The 18430-nt window shown below is 71.6% G+C and carries 16 protein-coding genes and 1 pseudogene; 3 read left to right on the top strand and 14 right to left on the bottom strand.

Annotated elements, in window-relative coordinates; all coding sequences use genetic code 11:
- Positions 1-6 precede the first annotated feature (6 nt).
- From ACFY2Z_RS03840 to ACFY2Z_RS03775, 14 genes are all read right to left on the bottom strand, one after another.
- On the bottom strand, positions 7-918 hold the full coding sequence (locus ACFY2Z_RS03840) for an ABC transporter permease (protein ID WP_390742564.1): 912 nt from the start codon (positions 916-918) through the stop codon (positions 7-9).
- A complete protein-coding gene (locus ACFY2Z_RS03835; RefSeq protein ID WP_390742563.1) occupies positions 905-1693 on the bottom strand; it encodes an ABC transporter ATP-binding protein in 789 nt (262 codons plus the stop codon). The genes ACFY2Z_RS03840 and ACFY2Z_RS03835 overlap by 14 nt, the downstream gene beginning before the upstream one ends.
- 35 nt (positions 1694-1728) lie before the next feature.
- Complete coding sequence (locus tag ACFY2Z_RS03830) at positions 1729-2838, bottom strand: aliphatic sulfonate ABC transporter substrate-binding protein (protein ID WP_390742562.1); 1110 nt, start codon at positions 2836-2838, stop codon at positions 1729-1731.
- A 235-nt stretch (positions 2839-3073) separates the two neighbouring features.
- Positions 3074-4402 carry a GTP-binding protein gene (locus tag ACFY2Z_RS03825; protein ID WP_355905935.1) on the bottom strand — a complete coding sequence of 443 codons (1329 nt, stop codon included), beginning with the start codon at positions 4400-4402 and terminating at the stop codon, positions 3074-3076.
- Positions 4403-4404: 2 nt separating this feature from the next.
- The gene (gene cysD / locus ACFY2Z_RS03820; RefSeq protein ID WP_390742561.1) at positions 4405-5343 is read right to left on the bottom strand and encodes a sulfate adenylyltransferase subunit CysD; all 939 of its coding nucleotides are present in this window, start codon (positions 5341-5343) and stop codon (positions 4405-4407) included.
- The gene (gene cysC, locus ACFY2Z_RS03815) at positions 5340-5876 is read right to left on the bottom strand and encodes an adenylyl-sulfate kinase (RefSeq protein ID WP_390742560.1); all 537 of its coding nucleotides are present in this window, start codon (positions 5874-5876) and stop codon (positions 5340-5342) included. The genes cysD and cysC overlap by 4 nt, the downstream gene beginning before the upstream one ends.
- A gap of 47 nt (positions 5877-5923) precedes the next feature.
- Complete coding sequence (locus tag ACFY2Z_RS03810; protein WP_390742559.1) at positions 5924-6634, bottom strand: phosphoadenylyl-sulfate reductase; 711 nt, start codon at positions 6632-6634, stop codon at positions 5924-5926.
- A complete protein-coding gene (locus ACFY2Z_RS03805) occupies positions 6631-6810 on the bottom strand; it encodes a hypothetical protein (RefSeq protein ID WP_390742558.1) in 180 nt (59 codons plus the stop codon). The genes ACFY2Z_RS03810 and ACFY2Z_RS03805 overlap by 4 nt, the downstream gene beginning before the upstream one ends.
- On the bottom strand, positions 6807-8498 hold the full coding sequence (locus tag ACFY2Z_RS03800; RefSeq protein ID WP_390742557.1) for a nitrite/sulfite reductase: 1692 nt from the start codon (positions 8496-8498) through the stop codon (positions 6807-6809). The genes ACFY2Z_RS03805 and ACFY2Z_RS03800 overlap by 4 nt, the downstream gene beginning before the upstream one ends.
- A gap of 123 nt (positions 8499-8621) precedes the next feature.
- Complete coding sequence (locus ACFY2Z_RS03795; RefSeq protein WP_309486338.1) at positions 8622-8705, bottom strand: putative leader peptide; 84 nt, start codon at positions 8703-8705, stop codon at positions 8622-8624.
- Between the two features lie 125 nt (positions 8706-8830).
- A complete protein-coding gene (locus ACFY2Z_RS03790; protein ID WP_390742556.1) occupies positions 8831-9403 on the bottom strand; it encodes a GNAT family N-acetyltransferase in 573 nt (190 codons plus the stop codon).
- Between the two features lie 114 nt (positions 9404-9517).
- A complete protein-coding gene (locus ACFY2Z_RS03785) occupies positions 9518-10912 on the bottom strand; it encodes a hypothetical protein (RefSeq protein WP_390742555.1) in 1395 nt (464 codons plus the stop codon).
- A 194-nt stretch (positions 10913-11106) separates the two neighbouring features.
- On the bottom strand, positions 11107-12396 hold the full coding sequence (locus ACFY2Z_RS03780) for a GAF domain-containing protein (RefSeq protein ID WP_390742554.1): 1290 nt from the start codon (positions 12394-12396) through the stop codon (positions 11107-11109).
- 427 nt (positions 12397-12823) lie between these two features.
- Positions 12824-14458 carry an acyl-CoA dehydrogenase family protein gene (locus ACFY2Z_RS03775; protein WP_390742553.1) on the bottom strand — a complete coding sequence of 545 codons (1635 nt, stop codon included), beginning with the start codon at positions 14456-14458 and terminating at the stop codon, positions 12824-12826.
- A 124-nt stretch (positions 14459-14582) separates the two neighbouring features.
- Here ACFY2Z_RS03775 and ACFY2Z_RS03770 point away from each other — a divergent pair, with 124 nt between their 5' ends.
- The 3 genes and pseudogenes from ACFY2Z_RS03770 to ACFY2Z_RS03760 all read left to right on the top strand — a co-directional run bounded on the left by ACFY2Z_RS03770 (position 14583) and on the right by ACFY2Z_RS03760 (position 18406).
- Positions 14583-15743, top strand: coding sequence for a YihY/virulence factor BrkB family protein (locus ACFY2Z_RS03770; protein WP_390742552.1), 1161 nt, complete (start codon positions 14583-14585; stop codon positions 15741-15743).
- 19 nt (positions 15744-15762) lie between these two features.
- Positions 15763-16442 (top strand): annotated as a pseudogene (locus tag ACFY2Z_RS03765) (ThuA domain-containing protein).
- Positions 16443-16786: 344 nt separating this feature from the next.
- Positions 16787-18406, top strand: a complete 1620-nt coding sequence (locus ACFY2Z_RS03760; protein WP_390742551.1) for a carboxylesterase/lipase family protein — start codon at positions 16787-16789, stop codon at positions 18404-18406.
- Positions 18407-18430: the final 24 nt, after the last annotated feature.

The following is an 18430-nucleotide window of genomic DNA, read 5'->3' as shown; positions in this document are numbered from 1 at the left end:
GGGATGTCAGCCCTTGACGAGAAGACCGCGACTGCGCAGCACCCACCGCTCCAGCGGACTGAAGATCAGCAGGTCGATCGCGATACCGACGATCAGGATCAGGATGACGGCCTCGAAGACCATGGACATGGAACTGGCGTTGCGGCCGTTCTCCAGCAGCGCGCCCAGTCCGATGCCGAGGTCGGGCGAGGAGGCGATGATCTCCGCCGCCATCAGCGAGCGCCAGGAGAAGGCCCAGCCCTGCTTCAGACCCGCCAGATAGCCCGGCAGCGCGGCGGGCATGACGATGTGCCAGGTGCCCCTGAGCCCGGTCGCACCCATCGTCCGGCCCGCCCGCAGGAAGAGCGGCGGCACCTGGTCGACCCCCGACACCAGGCCGTTGGCGATCGACGGCACGGCACCGAGCAGGATCACCGCGTACATCATCGAGTTGTTCAGGCCCAGCCAGATCACCGCCGGCGGCACCCAGGCCACCGACGGGAGCGACTGGAGGCCGGACAGGATCGGGCCGATGGCCGCGCGCACGAACTTCACACGGGCCACCAGCAGGCCCAGCGGGGTGCCGATCGCGAGGGCGAACAGGAAGCCCAGCAGACCGCGCGAGACGCTGGTCCAGATGTAGCCGAGCAGCTTGCCCTGGAGCCAGGCGTCCTCCACCTCGCCCCACACGTCACCGGGGGACGGCAGCTTGGTCGGATCGTCGACGACCTTGAAGGAGACCAGTGCCTGCCAGACCAGCACCACGAACGCGATCGCGAGGAGCGGCGGCAGGATCTTGTTGACGAAGGTCTGCCGGAAGGGCGTCCGGCCGGTGGCGGAGACCTCCAGGGCGTCGAGGCCCGCCTCCAGGCCGCCCAGCCCGGCGCTGTCCCTGACGGAGGAGTCCGCCGTCGGGTCGGTGGTCTCAGTGCTGGCCATGACGGCGGATCTCCCCACGCAGTACTTCGGTGATCTCGACGGACAGTTCCGCCACCGGGGCGTCCTCGATACGGCGCGGCTGCGGAATGCCGACCGTCCACTCCCGCGCCACCCGGCCCGGACGCGAGGACAGCAGCACGACGCGTTGCGCCAGCCGCACCGCCTCACGCACGTTGTGCGTGACGAACAGCACGGACAGGCCCGTCTCCGCCCAGATCCGGGTCAGCTCGTCGTGCAGCACGTCCCGGGTGATCGCGTCGAGCGCCGCGAACGGCTCGTCCATCAGCAGCAGTTGGCTGTCCTGCGCCAGGGCGCGGGCCATGGCGACACGCTGGCGCATACCGCCGGACAGCTCGTGCACCCGCTTTCCGTACGAGCCCTGGAGACGGACGAGTTCGAGCAGCTCCTCGGCCTTGCCGCGCCGTTCGCTCTTCGGAACGCCCCGGAGCTTCAGGGCGAGTTCTATGTTCTTGCCCGCGGTCAGCCAGGGGAACAGGGCGTGTTCCTGGAACATCAGGGCCGGGCGCCCCTGGGTGGTGATGCTGCCCGCGGAGGGCTCGTCGAGCCCCGCGACCAGGTTGAGCAGGGTGGACTTGCCGCAGCCCGAGGCCCCCAGGAGGGTGACGAACTCACCCGGGGCGACATCCAGGGTGATGTCGTCGAGGACGAGCTGCTGTCCGGCGGGCCCGGCGAAGGACTTCGAGACATGCTCGATGCGCGCGGCGTGCTCCACCGACGCGGCGCCTTCGGCGGCCTTGGCGAGAGCGGTGGCCATGGTCGTCACCTCCTGGGAACTCTTCGGGACCGGGCTTACTTGGCGCCGAGGCCGGCGTCGTCGACGGCGCTCTCGCCCTCGTCCTTGAGGACCGTGTTCAGCAGGGTCAGGTCGTAGATGCCGTCCAGCTTCGGGTCCTTCAGCAGACCGGACTTGACCGCGTGCTGCGCCTCGGTGTTCAGGGTCGAGGCCAGCGGGTCGTCGGTGATCTGGATCGACTTCCACGCCGGGTCCAGCACGTTCGCCGGCAGGGCCTTGCCGGAGTCCGCCTCCAGCTGCTTGTTCGCCGCGGCCTTGGCCTCGTCCGGGTTGGCATTGATCCACTTGTTGGTGTCGACCGACGCCTTGAGCACCGCCTCCACGGCCTTCGGGTGCTCCGTGAGGAACTTCTGCGACACGATGATGTTCGTGATCACGAACTTGTTGCCGGGCCACAGCGACGACTCGTCCAGCAGGACCTTGCCGCCCTCCGCGACCAGCTTGGACGCGGTCGGCTCGGGCACCCAGGCGCCGTCGATCGAGCCGGACTTGAAGGCGTCAGGGGTGACCTTGTTGTCGGTGCGGACCACCGAGACATCGCCCTTGCCGCTCTCCGGGTCGACCTTCCAGCCCTGCTCCGCGACCCAGTTGAGGAAGGCCACGTCCTGCGTGTTGCCGAGCTGAGGCGTCGCGATGTTCTTGCCCTTGACGTCCTTCAGCGACTTGATCTTCTTCGGGTCGACGACGAGCTTCACCCCGCCGGACGCCGAACCGCCGATGATGCGCAGACTCTTGCCGTCGGACTTGGTGTAGCCGTTGATCGCCGGGGAGGGGCCGATCCAGCCGATGTCGATGGCACCGGAGTTGAGGGCCTCGATCTCGGAGGGACCGGCGTTGAAGATCTGGTACTTGGCCTGCGTGCCGCCGAGCGACTTCTGGAAGAAGCCTTTCTGGACGCCGACGAGTGCGGTCGCATGGGTGAGGTTGCCGAAGTAGCCGATCTTCACGGAGTCGAGACCGTCGATCTTCTTGGCTCCGGCGGCGATCTTCTGGCTGGCGGAGCCGTCCTTGGCCTCGGACCCGTAGCCGCAGGCGGCGAGGGTGAGGAGGGGAAGGGCGGCGAGTGCGGCTGTCGCGCCGCGAAGCAGTGAGCGGTTGGCAGGCACGGGAGGCTGTCCTCTCGTTGGCCCGGCGGTCACGGTCTCTCAGGTCGTGGCCGGGAGTTCGGCTAAAGGTCTTCGTCGCTGCTGGGACGTCAGGTGGGGGGACAGGGCGCGCAGGCAGTGCGCGTACGTCATCGCGCACATCGCGCCACTCCGCCCTGCCCGCTCCCGAGGGCACCGCTGCCGACGCGGCCGCCCTCCTTCGCGAACATCGAGTAGAAGCAGGTGGTGGTCATGATCAGAAGTCCCACCCGTCGCCGTCGGCGTCGTCCTTCACCGGCTCGGGCGCGGCGAACGACTCGCCGACCATGCCCGCGGTGAGCGTGGTGCCGTCGGCCGGGTCGATCAGGATGAACGATCCGGTGCGGCGGGAGTCCGCGTACGCGTCCACCGGCAGCGGCTCCGCGGTACGGATCTTCACCCGGCCGATGTCGTTGGCGACGAGCTGACCCGGGTGCGGGTGCAGGGACAGGTCGTCCAGGGTGAGGCGGGACGGGATGTCCTTGACGACCGCCTTGACCGTGCGGGTGCCGTGCTTGAGCAGCACCCGGTGGCCGACGGTCAGCGCCTGGTCCGCGACATGGCAGACCGTCGCCTCGATGTCCTGGGTGGTCGCCGGCGCGTCCTTGCTCGGCACGATCAGGTCACCGCGGGAGATGTCGATGTCGTCCTCCAGCAGGAGGGTCACCGACTGCGGGGTCCACGCCACGTCGACCGGCCTGCCGAGCAGGTCGATCCCGGAGACCTTCGTGGTCCGGCCGGAGGGCAGCACGGTGACCTGCTCGCCGACGCGGAAGGTGCCGGCCGCGATCTGGCCCGCGTAGCCCCGGTAGTCGGGGTGCTCGGTGCTCTGCGGGCGGATCACGTACTGCACGGGCAGCCGCGCGTGGCAGTGCGCCAGGTCGTGGCTGACCGGGACCGTCTCCAGGTGCTCCAGGACGGTGGGGCCGCCGTACCAGTCCATGTTCGCGGACGGCTCCACCACGTTGTCACCGGCCAGCGCCGAGATCGGGATCGCGGTGACCTCGGGGACGCCCAGCTCGGTCGCGTACGCCGTGAACTCCTTGGCGATCGCCGCGAACACGGACTCCTGGTAGTCCACGAGGTCCATCTTGTTCACGGCGAGGACCACGTGCGGGACGCGCAGCAGGGCGGCGATCGCGGCGTGGCGGCGGGTCTGCTCGACGACGCCGTTGCGCGCGTCGACCAGGACCACCGTCAGCTCGGCGGTGGAGGCGCCGGTGACCATGTTCCGCGTGTACTGCACATGGCCGGGGGTGTCGGCGAGGATGAACCGTCGGCGGGGCGTGGCGAAGTAACGGTACGCCACGTCGATGGTGATGCCCTGCTCGCGTTCGGCGCGCAGGCCGTCGGTCAGCAGCGCGAGGTCCGGGCCTTCCTTGCCGCGGCTCGCCGAGGCGCGCTCCACGGCCTCCAGCTGGTCGGCGAGCACCGACTTGGAGTCGTGCAGCAGCCGTCCGACGAGCGTGGACTTGCCGTCGTCGACCGAGCCGGCGGTGGCGAACCGCAGGAGGGTGGTGGCGGAGAGTTCCGTGGTCGTGGTCATGGCTAGAAGTACCCCTCGCGCTTGCGGTCCTCCATGGCGGCCTCGGACAGCTTGTCGTCGGCGCGGGTGGCGCCGCGCTCGGTGAGCCGGGAGGCGGCGATCTCGGCGATCACCTGCTCCAGGGTCACCGCGTCCGAGTCGACGGCACCGGTGCAGGACATGTCACCGACGGTCCGGTAGCGCACCAGGCGCCGCTCGACCGTCTCGCTCTCCTTGGGCCCGCCCCAGTCGCCCGCGGTCAGCCACATGCCGCCGCGCTGGAAGACGTCGCGCTCGTGGGCGAAGTAGATCTCGGGCAGTTCGATGCCCTCGCGGGCGATGTACTGCCACACGTCCAGTTCGGTCCAGTTGGACAGGGGGAACACCCGGACGTGTTCGCCGGCCGCGTGGCGGCCGTTGTAGAGCTGCCACAGCTCGGGGCGCTGGCGGCGCGGGTCCCACTGGGAGAACTCGTCGCGCAGCGAGAAGACGCGCTCCTTGGCGCGGGCCTTCTCCTCGTCCCGGCGGCCGCCGCCGAAGACGGCGTCGAACCGCTCCGCCTGGATCTTCTCCGTCAGGGGCAGGGTCTGCAGGGGATTACGGGTGCCGTCGGGGCGCTCCTTGAGCACCCCGCGGTCGATGTAGTCCTGCACGGAGGCCACATGCAGCCGCAGTCCGTGCCGCGCGACGGCGCGGTCGCGGTACTCCAGCACCTCGGGGAAGTTGTGCCCGGTGTCCACGTGCAGCAGCGAGAACGGCACCGGCGCGGGCGTGAACGCCTTCAGCGCCAGGTGCAGCATCACGATGGAGTCCTTGCCGCCGGAGAACAGGATCACCGGCCGCTCGAACTCGCCCGCCACCTCACGGAAGATATGGACGGCCTCGGACTCCAGCGCGTCCAGATGGGACAGGGCGTACGGGCTGTCCGTGCCCTCGGTGGTCGAGGCGACGGTGGCCGTCATGCCAGCCCCCTTTCGCTCAGCAGCGCGTGCACCGCGGCCGCCGACTCCTGCACGGTCTGGTTCTGGGACTCGATCCGCAGATCGGGGGACTCGGGCTCCTCGTACGGGTCGTCGACCCCCGTCAGGCCGGTCAGTTCGCCGGCGGCCTGCTTGGCGTACAGGCCCTTCACATCGCGTACGGAGCACACCTCCAGAGGCGTCGCCACATGCACCTCGACGTACGCCGCCCCGCTCTCCTGGTGGCGCTTGCGCACCGCCTCGCGGCTGTCCGCGTACGGCGCGATCACCGGGACCAGCGCCTTGACGCCGTTCCGGGCGAGCAGATCCGCGAGAAAGCCGATGCGCTGCACGTTCGTGTGCCGGTCCGCGCGGCTGAAGCCGAGGCCCGCGGAGATGAACTCGCGGATCTCGTCGCCGTCGAGCACCTCGACCCGGTGGCCCTCCTCGCGCAGCCGGCCGGCCAGCTCGTAGGCGATCGTGGTCTTGCCGGCGCTCGGCAGACCCGTGAGCCAGACGGTGGCTCCGGTTGTCACGGGAGTCTCCCTGGTTGTCGGAACGTTCGTGGAATGCTGGGTCATGGTCAGCCGTGCAGCCCGCACTCGGTCTTGGCGCGGCCCGCCCAGCGCCCGGCGCGCGCGTCCTCGCCCGCCAGGACCCGGCGGGTGCAGGGGGCGCAGCCCACGGAGGCATAGCCGTCCATCAGCAACGGGTTGGTGAGGACGCCGTGTTCGGCGATGTACGCCTCCACGTCCTCCTGGGTCCAGCGGGCGATCGGCGAGACCTTGACCTTCTGCCGTTTCTCGTCCCAGCCGACGACCGGGGTGTTCGCCCGGGTGGGGGACTCGTCGCGGCGCAGTCCGGTCGCCCAGGCGTCATACCCCGTGAGGCCTTCCTCCAGGGGCTGGACCTTGCGCAGCCTGCAGCACAGGTCGGGATCCCGGTCGTGCAGCCGGGGCCCGTACTCGGCGTCCTGCTCGGCGACCGTCTGCCGCGGGGTGAGCGTGATGACGTTGACGTCCATCACGGCCTCGACCGCGTCGCGGGTGCCGATGGTCTCCGGGAAGTGGTAGCCGGTGTCGAGGAACACGACATCCACACCCGGCATCGCGCGGGAGGCGAGGTGGGCCACCACCGCGTCCTCCATCGAGGAGGTCACGCAGAAGCGCTTGCCGAACGTCTCGGCCGCCCACGTGAGGATCTCCAGTGCGGAGGCGTCCTCCAGATCGCGGCCCGCCTGCTCGGCGAGCGCCTTCAACTCGTCGGTGTCGCACTCTTGCTGAGTCGTCGTCATGTCCCGTCCCCTCCGCTGTCGGCTCGTTGGAGTCCCCGGGCCAGCAGGCCCAGGAACTTCAGCTGGAAGGCTCGATTGCACGCCGCGCATTCCCAGGCCCCATGTCCCTGTTCGCTCGGACGAAGATCCTCGTCGCCGCAGTAGGGGCAGTAGAAGGGGGCCGCTCGCTCGCTCACGACAGCGCCTCCTCGGAAGCCCGGGCCGCCCAGGTCGCGAACCGCTCGCCGTCCTCACGCTCCGCCTGGAAGCGCTTGAGCACCCGCTCGATGTAGTCCGGCAGTTCGTCGGAGGTGACCTTCAGACCGCGGACCTTGCGGCCGAAGCCGGCCTCCAGGCCGAGCGCGCCGCCCAGGTGCACCTGGTAGCCCTCGACCTGCTCGCCGTTGTCGTTAAGGACCAGCTGGCCCTTGAGACCGATGTCCGCCACCTGGATACGCGCGCAGGCGTTCGGGCAGCCGTTGATGTTGATGGTGAGCGGCTCGTCGAAGTCCGGGATGCGGCGCTCCAGTTCGTCGATCAGCGCGGAACCGCGCGCCTTGGTCTCGACGATGGCGAGCTTGCAGAACTCGATGCCGGTGCAGGCCATGGTGCCGCGCCGGAACGAGGACGGCTGCACCCTGAGGTCGAGCGCCTCCAGACCCTCGACCAGCGAGTCGATCTGGTCCTGCTCGACGTCGAGCACGATCATCTTCTGCTCGGCGGTCGTCCGGACCCGGCCGGAGCCGTGTGCCTCGGCGAGGTCCGCGATCTTCGTCAGCGTCGTCCCGTCCACCCGGCCCACCCGCGGCGCGAACCCGACGTAGTAGCGGCCGTCCTTCTGCCGGTGCACCCCGACGTGGTCGCGCCAGCGCTCAACGGGCTGCGCGGGTGCCGGGCCGTCGGTCAGCTTCCGCTTCAGGTACTCGTCCTCCAGCACCTGACGGAACTTCTCCACGCCCCAGTCGGCGACCAGGAACTTCAGCCGGGCGCGGTTGCGCAGCCGGCGGTAGCCGTAGTCACGGAAGATCGAGATGACGCCCTCGTGGACGTCCGGCACCTCGTCCAGCGGCACCCAGGCGCCGAGCCGCTGCCCGATCTTCGGGTTGGTGGACAGACCGCCGCCGACCCACACGTCGAAGCCGGGCCCGTGCTCCGGGTGGACCACGCCGACGAAGGCGACGTCGTTGATCTCGTGCGCCACGTCGAGCAGCGGCGATCCCGAGATCGCGGTCTTGAACTTGCGCGGCAGGTTCGAGTACGCCTTGTTGCCGATGACCCGGCGGTGGATCTCCTCGATGGCCGGGGTGCCGTCGACGATCTCGTCCTCGGCGATCCCGGCGACGGGCGAGCCGAGGATGACGCGGGGCGTGTCACCGCAGGCCTCGGTGGTGGACAGTCCGACGGCCTCCAGACGGTTCCAGATCTCGGGGACGTCCTCGATCCGGATCCAGTGGTACTGGACGTTCTGGCGGTCGGTGATGTCGGCGGTGCCGCGGGCGAACTCCTGCGAGACCTCACCGATGACGCGCAGCTGCTGGATCGTCAGCCGGCCGCCGTCGATGCGGACGCGGAGCATGAAGTGCCTGTCGTCCAGCTCCTCCGGCTCCAGGACGGCGGTCTTCCCGCCGTCGATCCCGGGCTTGCGCTGGGTGTACAGACCCCACCAGCGCATCCGGCCGCGCAGATCGCTGGGGTCGATGGAGTCGAAGCCGCGCCGGGAGTAGATCGTCTCAATGCGTGTCCGCACATTGAGACCGTCGTCGTCCTTCTTGAACTGTTCATTGCCGTTGAGCGGGGTGAAGTGACCTACCGCCCACTGACCCTCACCACGGTGACGGCTCACCTTGCGGCGGGGCGTGGCGGAATTCTGAGGGGTGGCGGCCATGGTGAGTACGTCCTTCGGACAGACGGGGGCAGCGGCTCTTACCTGCGTTTACAGGCGCATGTCACGAGTGCGCGGCTCTGCGCGAGGGTGAGGAAGAGAAGAAAAAGGGAACTGGCTGGAGTCTCAGCTCGCCGGACAGATGGCGCTGGACATGCGGCCGAGATCGACGTGTCGTCGACTCACCAAGGCGATTCCAGTTCCAGACATGACGGAAGCGTGGCACGGCGTATTGGACCCAGTCCAGATCCGTCCGTCATGTGGACACCCCTGTCCCGAGATGCGGGACAGAGGTGTCCTTGGTCACATGGCGGGACCCGCCGTGTGGATGCAGGTCAGGCCGGGTAGGCCCCAGTCCAGGGCCCAGGGGTGGGCGCGTCGGGCTCCTCCTCGACCTTGGTGTCGAAGAGCCGGAAGCCCCGGCGCTGGTAGTTGTCCATCGCGTGTTCGCCGTCCTTGCTGCACGTGTGCAGCCACACCCGCTTCGTCGGCACGCGCTCCGGCCAGCGGTCCGCGAGGTCCCAGGCGCGCGCGGTGCCGTACGACAGCAGGTGCCCCCCGATCCGCCGCCCGCGGAAGGCCGGGACCAGGCCGAAGTAGGCGATCTCCACGACCCCCTCCTCCACCGGGTCCAGCTCGACATACCCGGCCGGTGTGCCCCGGTCGTAGGCGACCCAGGTCTCCACGCCCGGCCGCACCAGGTACTCCTGCCACCGCGCGTAGGTCCAGCCCAGCCGGTCGGTCCAGCGGATGTCGCCGCCGACCGACGCGTACAGGAAGCGGCTGAACTCCGGCGAGGGCACCTCCGCGCGGACGATCCGGACATCGCCCTCGGGGGCCGTGGCGGGCCGCAGATCGGCCGGGGAGGTCTGTTCCAGGGACCACGTGGTCACGGTGAGGGTGCTCATGCGGTCAGGGAATCATGGGGACACGAGACCCGACGAGGGGGGTCCGCCCCCGGACTCCGGCCGGTCCGCGTTCGCTGTTCCGGTGTGTCGTCGGTCCGGCCGGTCGTGCGTCCGCTACTCCAGCGCGTCGTCGACGGAGTCCAGCGGCACCGCGTACAGCACCCGTCCGTCGGCCGAGCCCGTACCCGAGTCGTCGTCCTCGCCGACCGCGCCCTCCGTCAGCGTCCACAGTTCGCCCGTCTGCTGCCAGTACGACAGGGACGTGGTGTGCCGGCCCCAGCAGGCATGGGTCTCGTCCGCCGCACAGGTGGTCGCCTTCGCGCCGGAGGCGGTCTGCCGCCAGAGCGTTCCGTGCCGGCCGCCGACGGTGGGCGCGCGGTCGACGTACCAGTCCGGCCGGGCCGCTCCCGGGCGCTTGTGCGACAGCACGCCCTGGACCCCGGCCGCGTCGGTCTCGTAGGTCTCGGCCGCCCGGACGTCTCCGTGCGCGTCCGTGGCCAGCAGTCCGGTGCGGCCGGGGGCGGTGCTGTAGGCGTAGCGCCACAGGCGGGCCGGCCGGTTGGTGCCGCCGGGCGGGAACCACTCGCTCGCCACCAGGCTGTCCGGGGTCGAGGTGCGGTCCAGGGAGAGCGCGGAGAAGCAGGGGACCCTGCGGTCGTCGGCCGTCGAACAGGGGCCGCCCGTCAGGCGGTAGGAGCCGATCTCGGGCAGTACGAACCGGTAGCCGTGCGCCGAGTAGCCGCCCTTGACCCGGCCGATGGCGTCACTGTCGACGTCCGCCTTCAGGATGCGCTGGAGGTCGAAGACGAGCAGGGAGTCGCGGGCGGTGACGATCAGCTTGTCCCGGTACCACACCATCCCGGACAGGCGGGTGCGTACGGCTTCGAAGCCCTTGCCGTCGGCGCGCGGGGCGACCAGCAGGACCCAGCGGTAGGCGAGGCGGGCCGGATCGTTCGCGTCGATGAAGGCGACTCGGGCGAGGCCCCGGTCGGCGGTCGGGGAGCGGCTCCCGGCGTGGCGGTCGTCGTGCGTCCAGCCGGACAGGACGACCCGGTCGGCACCCCAGCGGCCGTCGTCGTCGGCGTCCCCGGAGGTGGTGACGGACCGGGGGAGCCACTGGGGGGTTGTCGCGTCCCCGTTGTCCCAGCAGTACGCGCGCGTGGCCGTCGGCTTCACCGGCAGCGCGGCCGTCTCGGCGGCGTCGCACGCGGACCGGTCGTGCATCGGGTGGTCGGCGGCCTGAAGGACGTCGTGGACGCCCACGCGGCCGCCCATCGCACGGGTGAGCGAGTCGAGTGTGCGCGGGTCGGTGAGGTTCTCGTGGAGGCGGAGCCCGGCGGTCTCCGCAGCGGTGGTGACCCGGGTCAGGCCCCCGGGGTTGTCCCCGCCCGCGGCCTGGGAGGTGCTGATCAGCGTGGCAGCGGCGGTGAGCGCCAGTGCGGTTCCGGCGAGCGTGGCCCGCAGCGCACGGCCCCGGCGCCTGCGGCGGTGTCTGCCACGGTGCTTCATACGACCTCCCGGCGTAGGCCAACTGCTCCTCATGATCCGGACGTTGACGGGAGGAGCGGGTGGGGTGGCCTGTGAAGGGGATGCTACGGCAGACGGACGCTGCACCGGTCGAAGACCCGGGAAAAAAGGGGATGTCCCCACCGTGAGGGCTAGGGGTGTCGTCAAACTCCCGCCTGCCTCAGGCCGCCTCGGTGTCACGGTGACGCGGTGGTGCTTCGGGCCCGCACCACCGTCGGCGCCACCGAGTGCGGCAGCAGGTCCGTGGGGTCGGCGGGAAGCAGCACCTCGACCTCCGCCGCGTCACGGAAACGATACGGCCGGTGTTCCAGAAAGGCCCCGAGGTACCGCCTGACCCGGGACATCTCCGCGCGTACCGTCACCGTGCGAGCGGGGTCGCCGAACAGGTCGGCGGAGAGGTGGGCGGCCGAGCGGCCCGTGCGGTGGAGGGCGAGGAGGTACAGCAACTCGGCGTGCCGGGGGCTCAGTTCATGGGTCCAGGAACCCGTGTCCCCCGACACCGTCACCGACCAGCGGCGCGGGTGCGCCACATCCAGGACCACGCGGCTCGCGCGCTCCGGCGCGGGCGCGTCGACCGCGCGGATCAGCCAGCCGTCCGGCAGCGGCTCCACCGCGCAGGGCCCCAACGCCGGCAGCAGGGAGCGGCCGGGGGCGAGCGACACGGGCAGGGCCACCCGGCTCACATACGGCATCCCCGTCACCGCCGCCGTCCAGCCGTCCTTGTCCACCGCCAGCGCCCGGCCGCCGAGCCCGGCGAGCAAGGGCGCCGCCACCGCGCGCAGCCGGTCCAGCGAGGTCAGATGCAGCTCCCGCAGCCGGGCCTCGGCGAGCTTGGCCACCGTGTCCACCCAGGCGACCGTCGCCGGATGCATGGTCCGCAGCGGGCCGCTGATGTCCACGACGCCGATCAGCCGGCCGTCGCGCGGATCCGTGATCGGGGCGCCGGTGCACGTCCAGGAGGCGTGGGAGCGTACGAGGTGCTCGGACGCGAACACCTGCACCGGGCGCCGGGTCACCGCCGGGGTGCCCACGCCGTTGGTGCCGACGACCCCCTCGCCCCAGTCCGCGCCGGGCTCGAAACCCAGTCCGTCCGCCTTGCGCAGGACCGAGGGGCTGCCCTCGCGCCACAGCACCCGGCCGTCCGCGTCGGCGACCACCATGATGTGGTGCGCGACGTCCGCGACCGACAGCAGGCCCTCCCGCAGCACGGGCAGCACCTGACGGAGCGGCGAGTCGCGGCGCCGCCGCTCGATCTCGTCATGGCTGAGCGGTCGGGCCCGGACGTCGTGCTCGGGGTCGACGCCGCCGCGCAGCGCTCGCCCCCACGATGCCTCGATCACCGGGCGCGGCGGGACGGGGGCGCGCTGCCCCGAGAGCGTCGCGCTGCGCACCTCGCTCAGTACATGCGCCGCCTGCGCGGGATTCACGACGGCGAGCCGCGTGACGTCGTTCGCCGATTGCGCCACTGGAACCTCCCCCAAGGACCTGTCGCTGCTGGCCGGCCCGTCCGCCGCGGGTCGCCCGAGCCGGCGGCGAGAACCTGCCGTGCGCGGTCCGTCCCGCGCCGGCGTCCGTGCGCCCTCGGCCCCGGCCTCGGCGGCTCGTCCGCCGCACCCGTCGGCTGTTTCCGGCCGGATCGACCGGATCCGTGTTGACGGTGGTTCTCATAGTGCCCTCTGCCCACGGCGGAGGGGGGGACTCCGGCCATTTGTGGGCAGTGAGTTGCAACCCTCTGCAACCCTGGCGGACATCCCCGGGCTGGTTGAAACTTGTGCAACGTCGCTCCGGCGGCGTCCGCGCTCCTTCTGGGGGGCCAGACCAGCGGGGGTGGTGCCGTGTCGGCGCAGCACCACCCCCGCGTAGGCTCCTACGTCCCGTTGTGCGCCGTAGGTGTCAGAGAGCCGGTCGCGCCCGCTCCACCACCGTGGCCAGATCCAGCGTGTGCGGCAGCGTGCCGAAGGCCGTGCCCCAGTCGCCGCCCAGCCGGGAGGCGCAGAAGGCATCGGCGACCTCCGCCGGGGCGTACCGGACGAGCAGCGATCCCTGGAGCACCAGCGCCATCCGCTCCACCAGCCGGCGCGCCCGCGCCTCGATGCCCTCCAGGTCGGCGAGCTCGGTGAGCAGGTCCTTGATCGCGCCGTCCAGCCGGTGGTCCGCGCCGCGGGCCCGGCCGACCTCCTGGAGGAAGGCGTTCAGGGAGCCCGGCTCGCGCTGCATGGCCCGCAGCACGTCGAGCGCCTGCACATTGCCCGCGCCCTCCCAGATCGAGTTCAGCGGCGACTCCCGCAGCAGCCGGGGCATGCCCCACTCCTCGACGTAGCCGTTGCCGCCCAGGCACTCGGAGGCCTCGACCACCACCGGGGTGCAGCGCTTGGTCACCCAGTACTTCGCGGCGGGCACCGCGAGCCGCAGGAACGCCCGCTCCTGCTCGCTTCCGTCGTCGTACGCCGCCGCCAGGCGCAGCGCCAGCGTCGTCGCCGCCTCCGACTCCAGGGCCAGATCCGCCAGGACGTTGCGCATCAGCGGCTTGTCGACGAGCCTGCCGCCGAACGCCTCCCGGTAGTCGCAGTGGTGGATCGCCTGGACCAGAGCCTGACGCATCAGCGCGGTCGAGCCGAGGACGCAGTCGAGCCGCGTGGCCGCGACCATCTCGATGATGGTCCGCACCCCGCGCCCCTCCTCGCCGACCCGGCGCGCCCAGGTGCCGTCGAACTCCACCTCGCTGGAGGCGTTCGACCGGTTGCCCAGCTTGTCCTTGAGCCGCTGGATCATGAACACGTTCCGGGTGCCGTCCTCCAGCACACGCGGAACGAGGAAGCAGGTCAGTCCTCCCGGTGCCTGCGCCAGCACCAGGAACCCGTCGGACATGGGCGCCGAGCAGAACCACTTGTGGCCCCGCAGCTCGTACGTCCCGTCCTCGGCGAGCGGTCGGGCCTCGGTCGTGTTCGCGCGTACGTCGCTGCCGCCCTGCTTCTCCGTCATCCCCATGCCGAAGAGCACTCCGGCCTTCTGCGCGGCGGGCCGCAGACCCTGCTCGTAGACCAGCGAGGTCAGCCGGGGCTCCCACTCGGCGGCGAGCGCCGGGTCCGTGCGCAGGGCCGGCACCGCGGCGTGCGTCATGGACAACGGGCAGCCGTTGCCCGCCTCGACCTGCGACCAGACCGTGAACGCGGCCGCGCGCCGCACATGACCGCCCGGCCGCACCCAGGCCGCGGTCAGCCCCGCGGAGACCCCCTTGCCGAGCAGCCGGTGCCAGGCCGGGTGGAACTCGACCTCGTCGATCCGGTTGCCGTAGCGGTCGTGGGTGTGCAGCTTCGGCGGGTTCTCGTTGGCCTGGACCCCCCACTCCTGCACCTGGGTGGAACCGGCACTGCGCCCGAACCCGGACAACTCGCCGCGGGCCTCGTCGAGGAGCGCGGGGTCAAGATGCCGCTCGACGGCCTCCACGAGGGCGCGATCGGCGGTGTAGACGTCGTACTCGACCAGCGGTGGAGCCTGGTTGGTCACGGTGTGCGTGGTGGCTGCCATGGGGCGAACTTACCCCTGAGTACGCCCCTCGGTCACCCGTATCCCCGGGCATGCGGCCGCTCCTCTCGGGAAGCGGCCCGGGCGGGGGATGAGGGCAGGCCCGGGCGGCGGATACCGTTAAGGCGTGCAGTCAGCAGCAAGTGAACCCCCAAAGCCGCCGTCGGGACGTCTCCACCGGGCGCGCGCCCTGTACCGGAACGTCTCCAAGCGCAGGACCGCCTGGCTGCTGCTGAAGGACACGGTCAACTCGTGCATGGAGTACCGCATCCTCGGACTCGCGGCCGAGGCGGCGTTCTTCACGCTGCTGTCCGTGCCGCCGCTGCTGCTCAGCCTGATCGGGCTGCTCGGCTACGTGGACGCCTGGACCGGCGCCGACACCATCCAGAGCCTGGAGCGCAACCTCCTGGAGGCGTCCCGCACGGTCCTGTCCGACAAGGGCGTCACGGAGATCGCCCAGCCGATCCTGCACGACGTGATGAAGGGCGGCCGGCCCGACGTCATCTCCATCGGGTTCCTGTTCGCCCTGTGGTCGGGGTCCCGGGCGGTGAACGTCTTCATCGAGACGATCACGGTGATGTACGGGCTCGACGGTGCCCGGGGGATCGTGAAGACCCGGCTGCTGTCGTTCTTCCTGTTCATCGTGGCGCTGCTGATCGGCTCGGTGGCACTGCCGCTGATGGTCGCCGGCCCGGACGCCGTGGTGAACCTCGTGCCGTGGTCCACGACGGTGGTGCAGATCCTGTACTGGCCGGTGGTCATCGTCCTGTCGATCGTCTTCCTGACGACCCTCTACCACGTGTCCGTGCCGGTGCGTTCCGCATGGGTGGAGGACGTGCCCGGCGCCCTGGTCGCCCTCGCGATGTGGGTGTTGGGCAGCTTCCTGCTGCGCATCTACCTCACCCACACGATCGAGGGGCCGACGATCTACGGCTCGCTCGCCGCGCCCGTGGCCGTGCTGCTGTGGATCGGGGTGTCCGCCTTCGCCGTGCTGGTCGGCGCCGCCGTCAACGCGGCCATCGACCGGGTGTGGCCCGCCGCGGCCACGGCGGCGGCCCGCGAGGCGAACGAGCGGCTGCGGGCGGAGCAGGCCGCCGAGTACGTGGCCCGCGCCACTGCGGCGCGCGCCACCGATCCCGACGACCCCGAGGACCCGGACATGCCTTCCGAGTTCCCGGAGCGCTGGTCCCGCTTCCTGCCCCCCGAGGACGTGACCTCACGCCTGCGGACGCATGCGCGCAGCGCGGCCCCCCAGCCCGGGAAGAAGGACGACACCGCGGGGGAGTGAGAACTCCTGGGCTCGGGCCGTGTCCTTCCGCGTTCTCGTGTGCACCCGCACCACCGGCTACCGCCACGACTCCATCCCGGACGCCGTCGCCGCCGTACGCGTCCTCGGCGCCGCGCACGGGTTCGACCTCGACGCGGGCGAGGATCCCGCCCGCTTCGAGGCGCCCCTCGACGGGTACGCGGCGGTGGTCTTCCTGTCCACCAGCGGTGAGGTCCTCACACCCGAGGGCGCGCCCGGCTGGCGGCCCATGTGGAGGGCGGCGGTGGCTTCGGCGGCGTCCACGCGGCCACCTGCACCGAGGAGGACCGGCCGTACCACGGCGAACTGCTGGGCGTCCGATTCGCGCGGCACCCGGACCACCAGCCGGGCAGGGCGCTGATCGAGGACCGTGGTCATCCGGCCACCGCGCACCTGCCCGCTGTCCGGGAGTTCACGGACGAGGGGTACGACTTCCGCTCCAGCCCCCGCGGTTCGGCGCGGGTCCTCGCCGCCGCGGACGAGTCCTCGTACGAAGGCGGCGGGATGGGCGACGACCATCCGCTGGTGCGGTGCCGCGAACAGGGCGCCGGACGGGACTTCCACACGGCGCTCGGCCACGCCTCCGAGGCCTACGCGGACCCTGTCTTCCGGGCCCATCTGCCAGGGGGTGTCCGACAATTCCCGCCGGGCGCGCGACTCGCCCAGCCGGGCGGCCGGTAGGTGCCCCCAGGCACGGCAGCTCGTCGCGTTGTCGGATCACCCGAGTACGTCCGGTACGCGGATGGTCCTCCGCCTTGTGATGCTCCCTCGGCTACCGCTGGGAGGTGCCTCCTGCGCCGGACGCCGCGCGCGCTGATCCGGCGCGAATTGTCCGACACCCCCTAGGCGGCATCCGCTGGGTGGCCCGGGTGCAGTAGCGCGGCGTGCCGTGCGCGGGGGCCGGACGGGGAAGAGATGAGATGCGACGAGGCGGGCCGCTCCCGGGCGATCGGGCGGTCCGCGGACAGGCGGCCACGTCCAGGCAGGTCGGGTGGCCGGGGCCCCAGGCGATGAGGAGAGACCGGATGGAGCGTGCGGACGAGGCGAGGACGAACCCGGTGCACACGGCGGACCCCGTGGTCCGCACCCCCTACGGCGCCGTACGCGGACGGTACGAGCACGGGATCGCCGTCTTCCGGGGCATCCCCTTCGCCGCCCCGCCCTTCGGCCCGCGTCGCTTCCGCCCACCCGTGGCGCCCGAGCCCTGGGACGGCGTGCGGGACGCGGGCGCGTTCGGGCCGACGCCCCCGAAACCGCCGTACTCACCGGCGTTCGCCCGCTATCTGGCCGACCCCGTGGTCGCGGGCGACGACTGCCTCAACCTCAATGTGTGGACACCGGCACCGGACCCGGCAGCCCGTCTCCCGGTCATGGTGTGGATCCACGGCGGCGCCCTGACCCGCGGCTCCTCCGCCGTGCCCGTCTACGACGGCAGCGCCTTCGCCCGCGACGGGGTCGTCCTCGTCTCCTTCAACTACCGCCTCGGAGTGGAGGGATACGGCCTGTTCCCGGACGCCCCGCCCAACGCCGGACTGCGCGACCAACTCGCCGCGCTGGAGTGGGTGCGCGACGCGATCACCGCGTTCGGCGGGGATCCGGACCGGGTGACCGTCTTCGGCGAGTCCGCGGGCGCCATCAGCATCGGCGCGCTGCTGGCGAGTCCGCACGCCCGGGGACTGTTCCAGCGGGCCGCGCTGCAGAGCGGGCCGCCCGAGTCGACGGAACGGGACAAGGTGCGGCGCCTGGTGCGGCGCATGGCGGCCCGGCTGAAGGTGCCGGCCACCGCGGCCGCGTTCGCCGAGGTGGACCGCGGGCTGCTGGTCGAGGCACAGGCGGAGGTGGGCCGCCGGGCCGGCCCGATCCTCGGCGGGCCCGCCTTCGGGATCGTCGTCGACGGCGACCTGGTGCCGCGCGACCCCCTGGAGGCGCTGCTCGACGGCGCCGCCGGGGAGGTACCCCTGCTCCTCGGCTGGACCAGTGAGGAGTACCGGCTGTGGCTCGTGCCCACCGGCCTGACCGAACGCATCGACCGGCTGGGCGCGGTGGCGCTCGCCGGGGCGATGGCCCGCTGCCACTGCGGCCCCGAGGTGCCGCGCGGCTACCGCACCGCCCGTCCCGACGCCCCGGCCTCCGACCTGGTGGGCCAGATGGTCACCGACCATCTGCTGCGGTATCCGCTGCACCGGCTGGCCGGCTCCCGCACCGGCGGCGACCGCGCACCCTGCCATGTCTACGAGTTCGCCTGGCGCTCCCGGGTGCCCGGTCTCGGCGCCTGCCACGCCCTGGAGCTCGGCTTCGTGTTCGACAGCGCGGAGGTGCCGGAGTCCGCGAAACTGGCCGGCCCCGGCGCGCCCCGGGAACTCGCCCACGAGATGCACACGGCGTGGGTGCGCTTCGCGGCGGACGGCGCCCCGGGCTGGTCGGCCTGGGACGCCACCCATCCCGTGCGCGTCTTCGGCGGCGACGGGGAGCCGGTGGTCCATGGCCTCCGGGACCCGGAGATGGCGCTGTGGGAGGCGGCGGCCACCCGCCCGGAGCCCGTGGCCAGCGCACCGGGCCTGGCGAGCGGCTCGCTCCTCAGGGGAGCGACCCCGCTGTCGGCCGTACGGCGTCTGCGCCGACCGGGGGCCGCCCCTCGGCGGTGAGGCCGGCCCCATGGCGGCTGACAC

It is taken from the genome of Streptomyces sp. NPDC001222 (assembly GCF_042896945.1).
In the GTDB taxonomy this organism is placed as follows: domain Bacteria; phylum Actinomycetota; class Actinomycetes; order Streptomycetales; family Streptomycetaceae; genus Streptomyces; species Streptomyces gibsoniae.
This window is presented reverse-complemented; position numbering and strand designations above follow the sequence as displayed.

Excerpts from the sequence above, each read along its gene's own strand:
- ACFY2Z_RS03760 (WP_390742551.1), top strand. The coding sequence starts at position 16,787 with ATGGAGCGTGCGGACGAGGCGAGGACGAACCCGGTGCACACGGCGGAC.
- ACFY2Z_RS03775 (WP_390742553.1), bottom strand. The coding sequence starts at position 14,458 with ATGGCAGCCACCACGCACACCGTGACCAACCAGGCTCCACCGCTGGTC.
- ACFY2Z_RS03825 (WP_355905935.1), bottom strand. The coding sequence starts at position 4,402 with ATGACCACGACCACGGAACTCTCCGCCACCACCCTCCTGCGGTTCGCC.
- ACFY2Z_RS03785 (WP_390742555.1), bottom strand. The coding sequence starts at position 10,912 with ATGAAGCACCGTGGCAGACACCGCCGCAGGCGCCGGGGCCGTGCGCTG.
- ACFY2Z_RS03810 (WP_390742559.1), bottom strand. The coding sequence starts at position 6,634 with ATGACGACGACTCAGCAAGAGTGCGACACCGACGAGTTGAAGGCGCTC.
- ACFY2Z_RS03790 (WP_390742556.1), bottom strand. The coding sequence starts at position 9,403 with ATGAGCACCCTCACCGTGACCACGTGGTCCCTGGAACAGACCTCCCCG.
- cysD (WP_390742561.1), bottom strand. The coding sequence starts at position 5,343 with ATGACGGCCACCGTCGCCTCGACCACCGAGGGCACGGACAGCCCGTAC.
- ACFY2Z_RS03835 (WP_390742563.1), bottom strand. The coding sequence starts at position 1,693 with ATGGCCACCGCTCTCGCCAAGGCCGCCGAAGGCGCCGCGTCGGTGGAG.
- ACFY2Z_RS03800 (WP_390742557.1), bottom strand. The coding sequence starts at position 8,498 with ATGGCCGCCACCCCTCAGAATTCCGCCACGCCCCGCCGCAAGGTGAGC.
- ACFY2Z_RS03840 (WP_390742564.1), bottom strand. The coding sequence starts at position 918 with ATGGCCAGCACTGAGACCACCGACCCGACGGCGGACTCCTCCGTCAGG.
- ACFY2Z_RS03795 (WP_309486338.1), bottom strand. The coding sequence starts at position 8,705 with ATGTCTGGAACTGGAATCGCCTTGGTGAGTCGACGACACGTCGATCTC.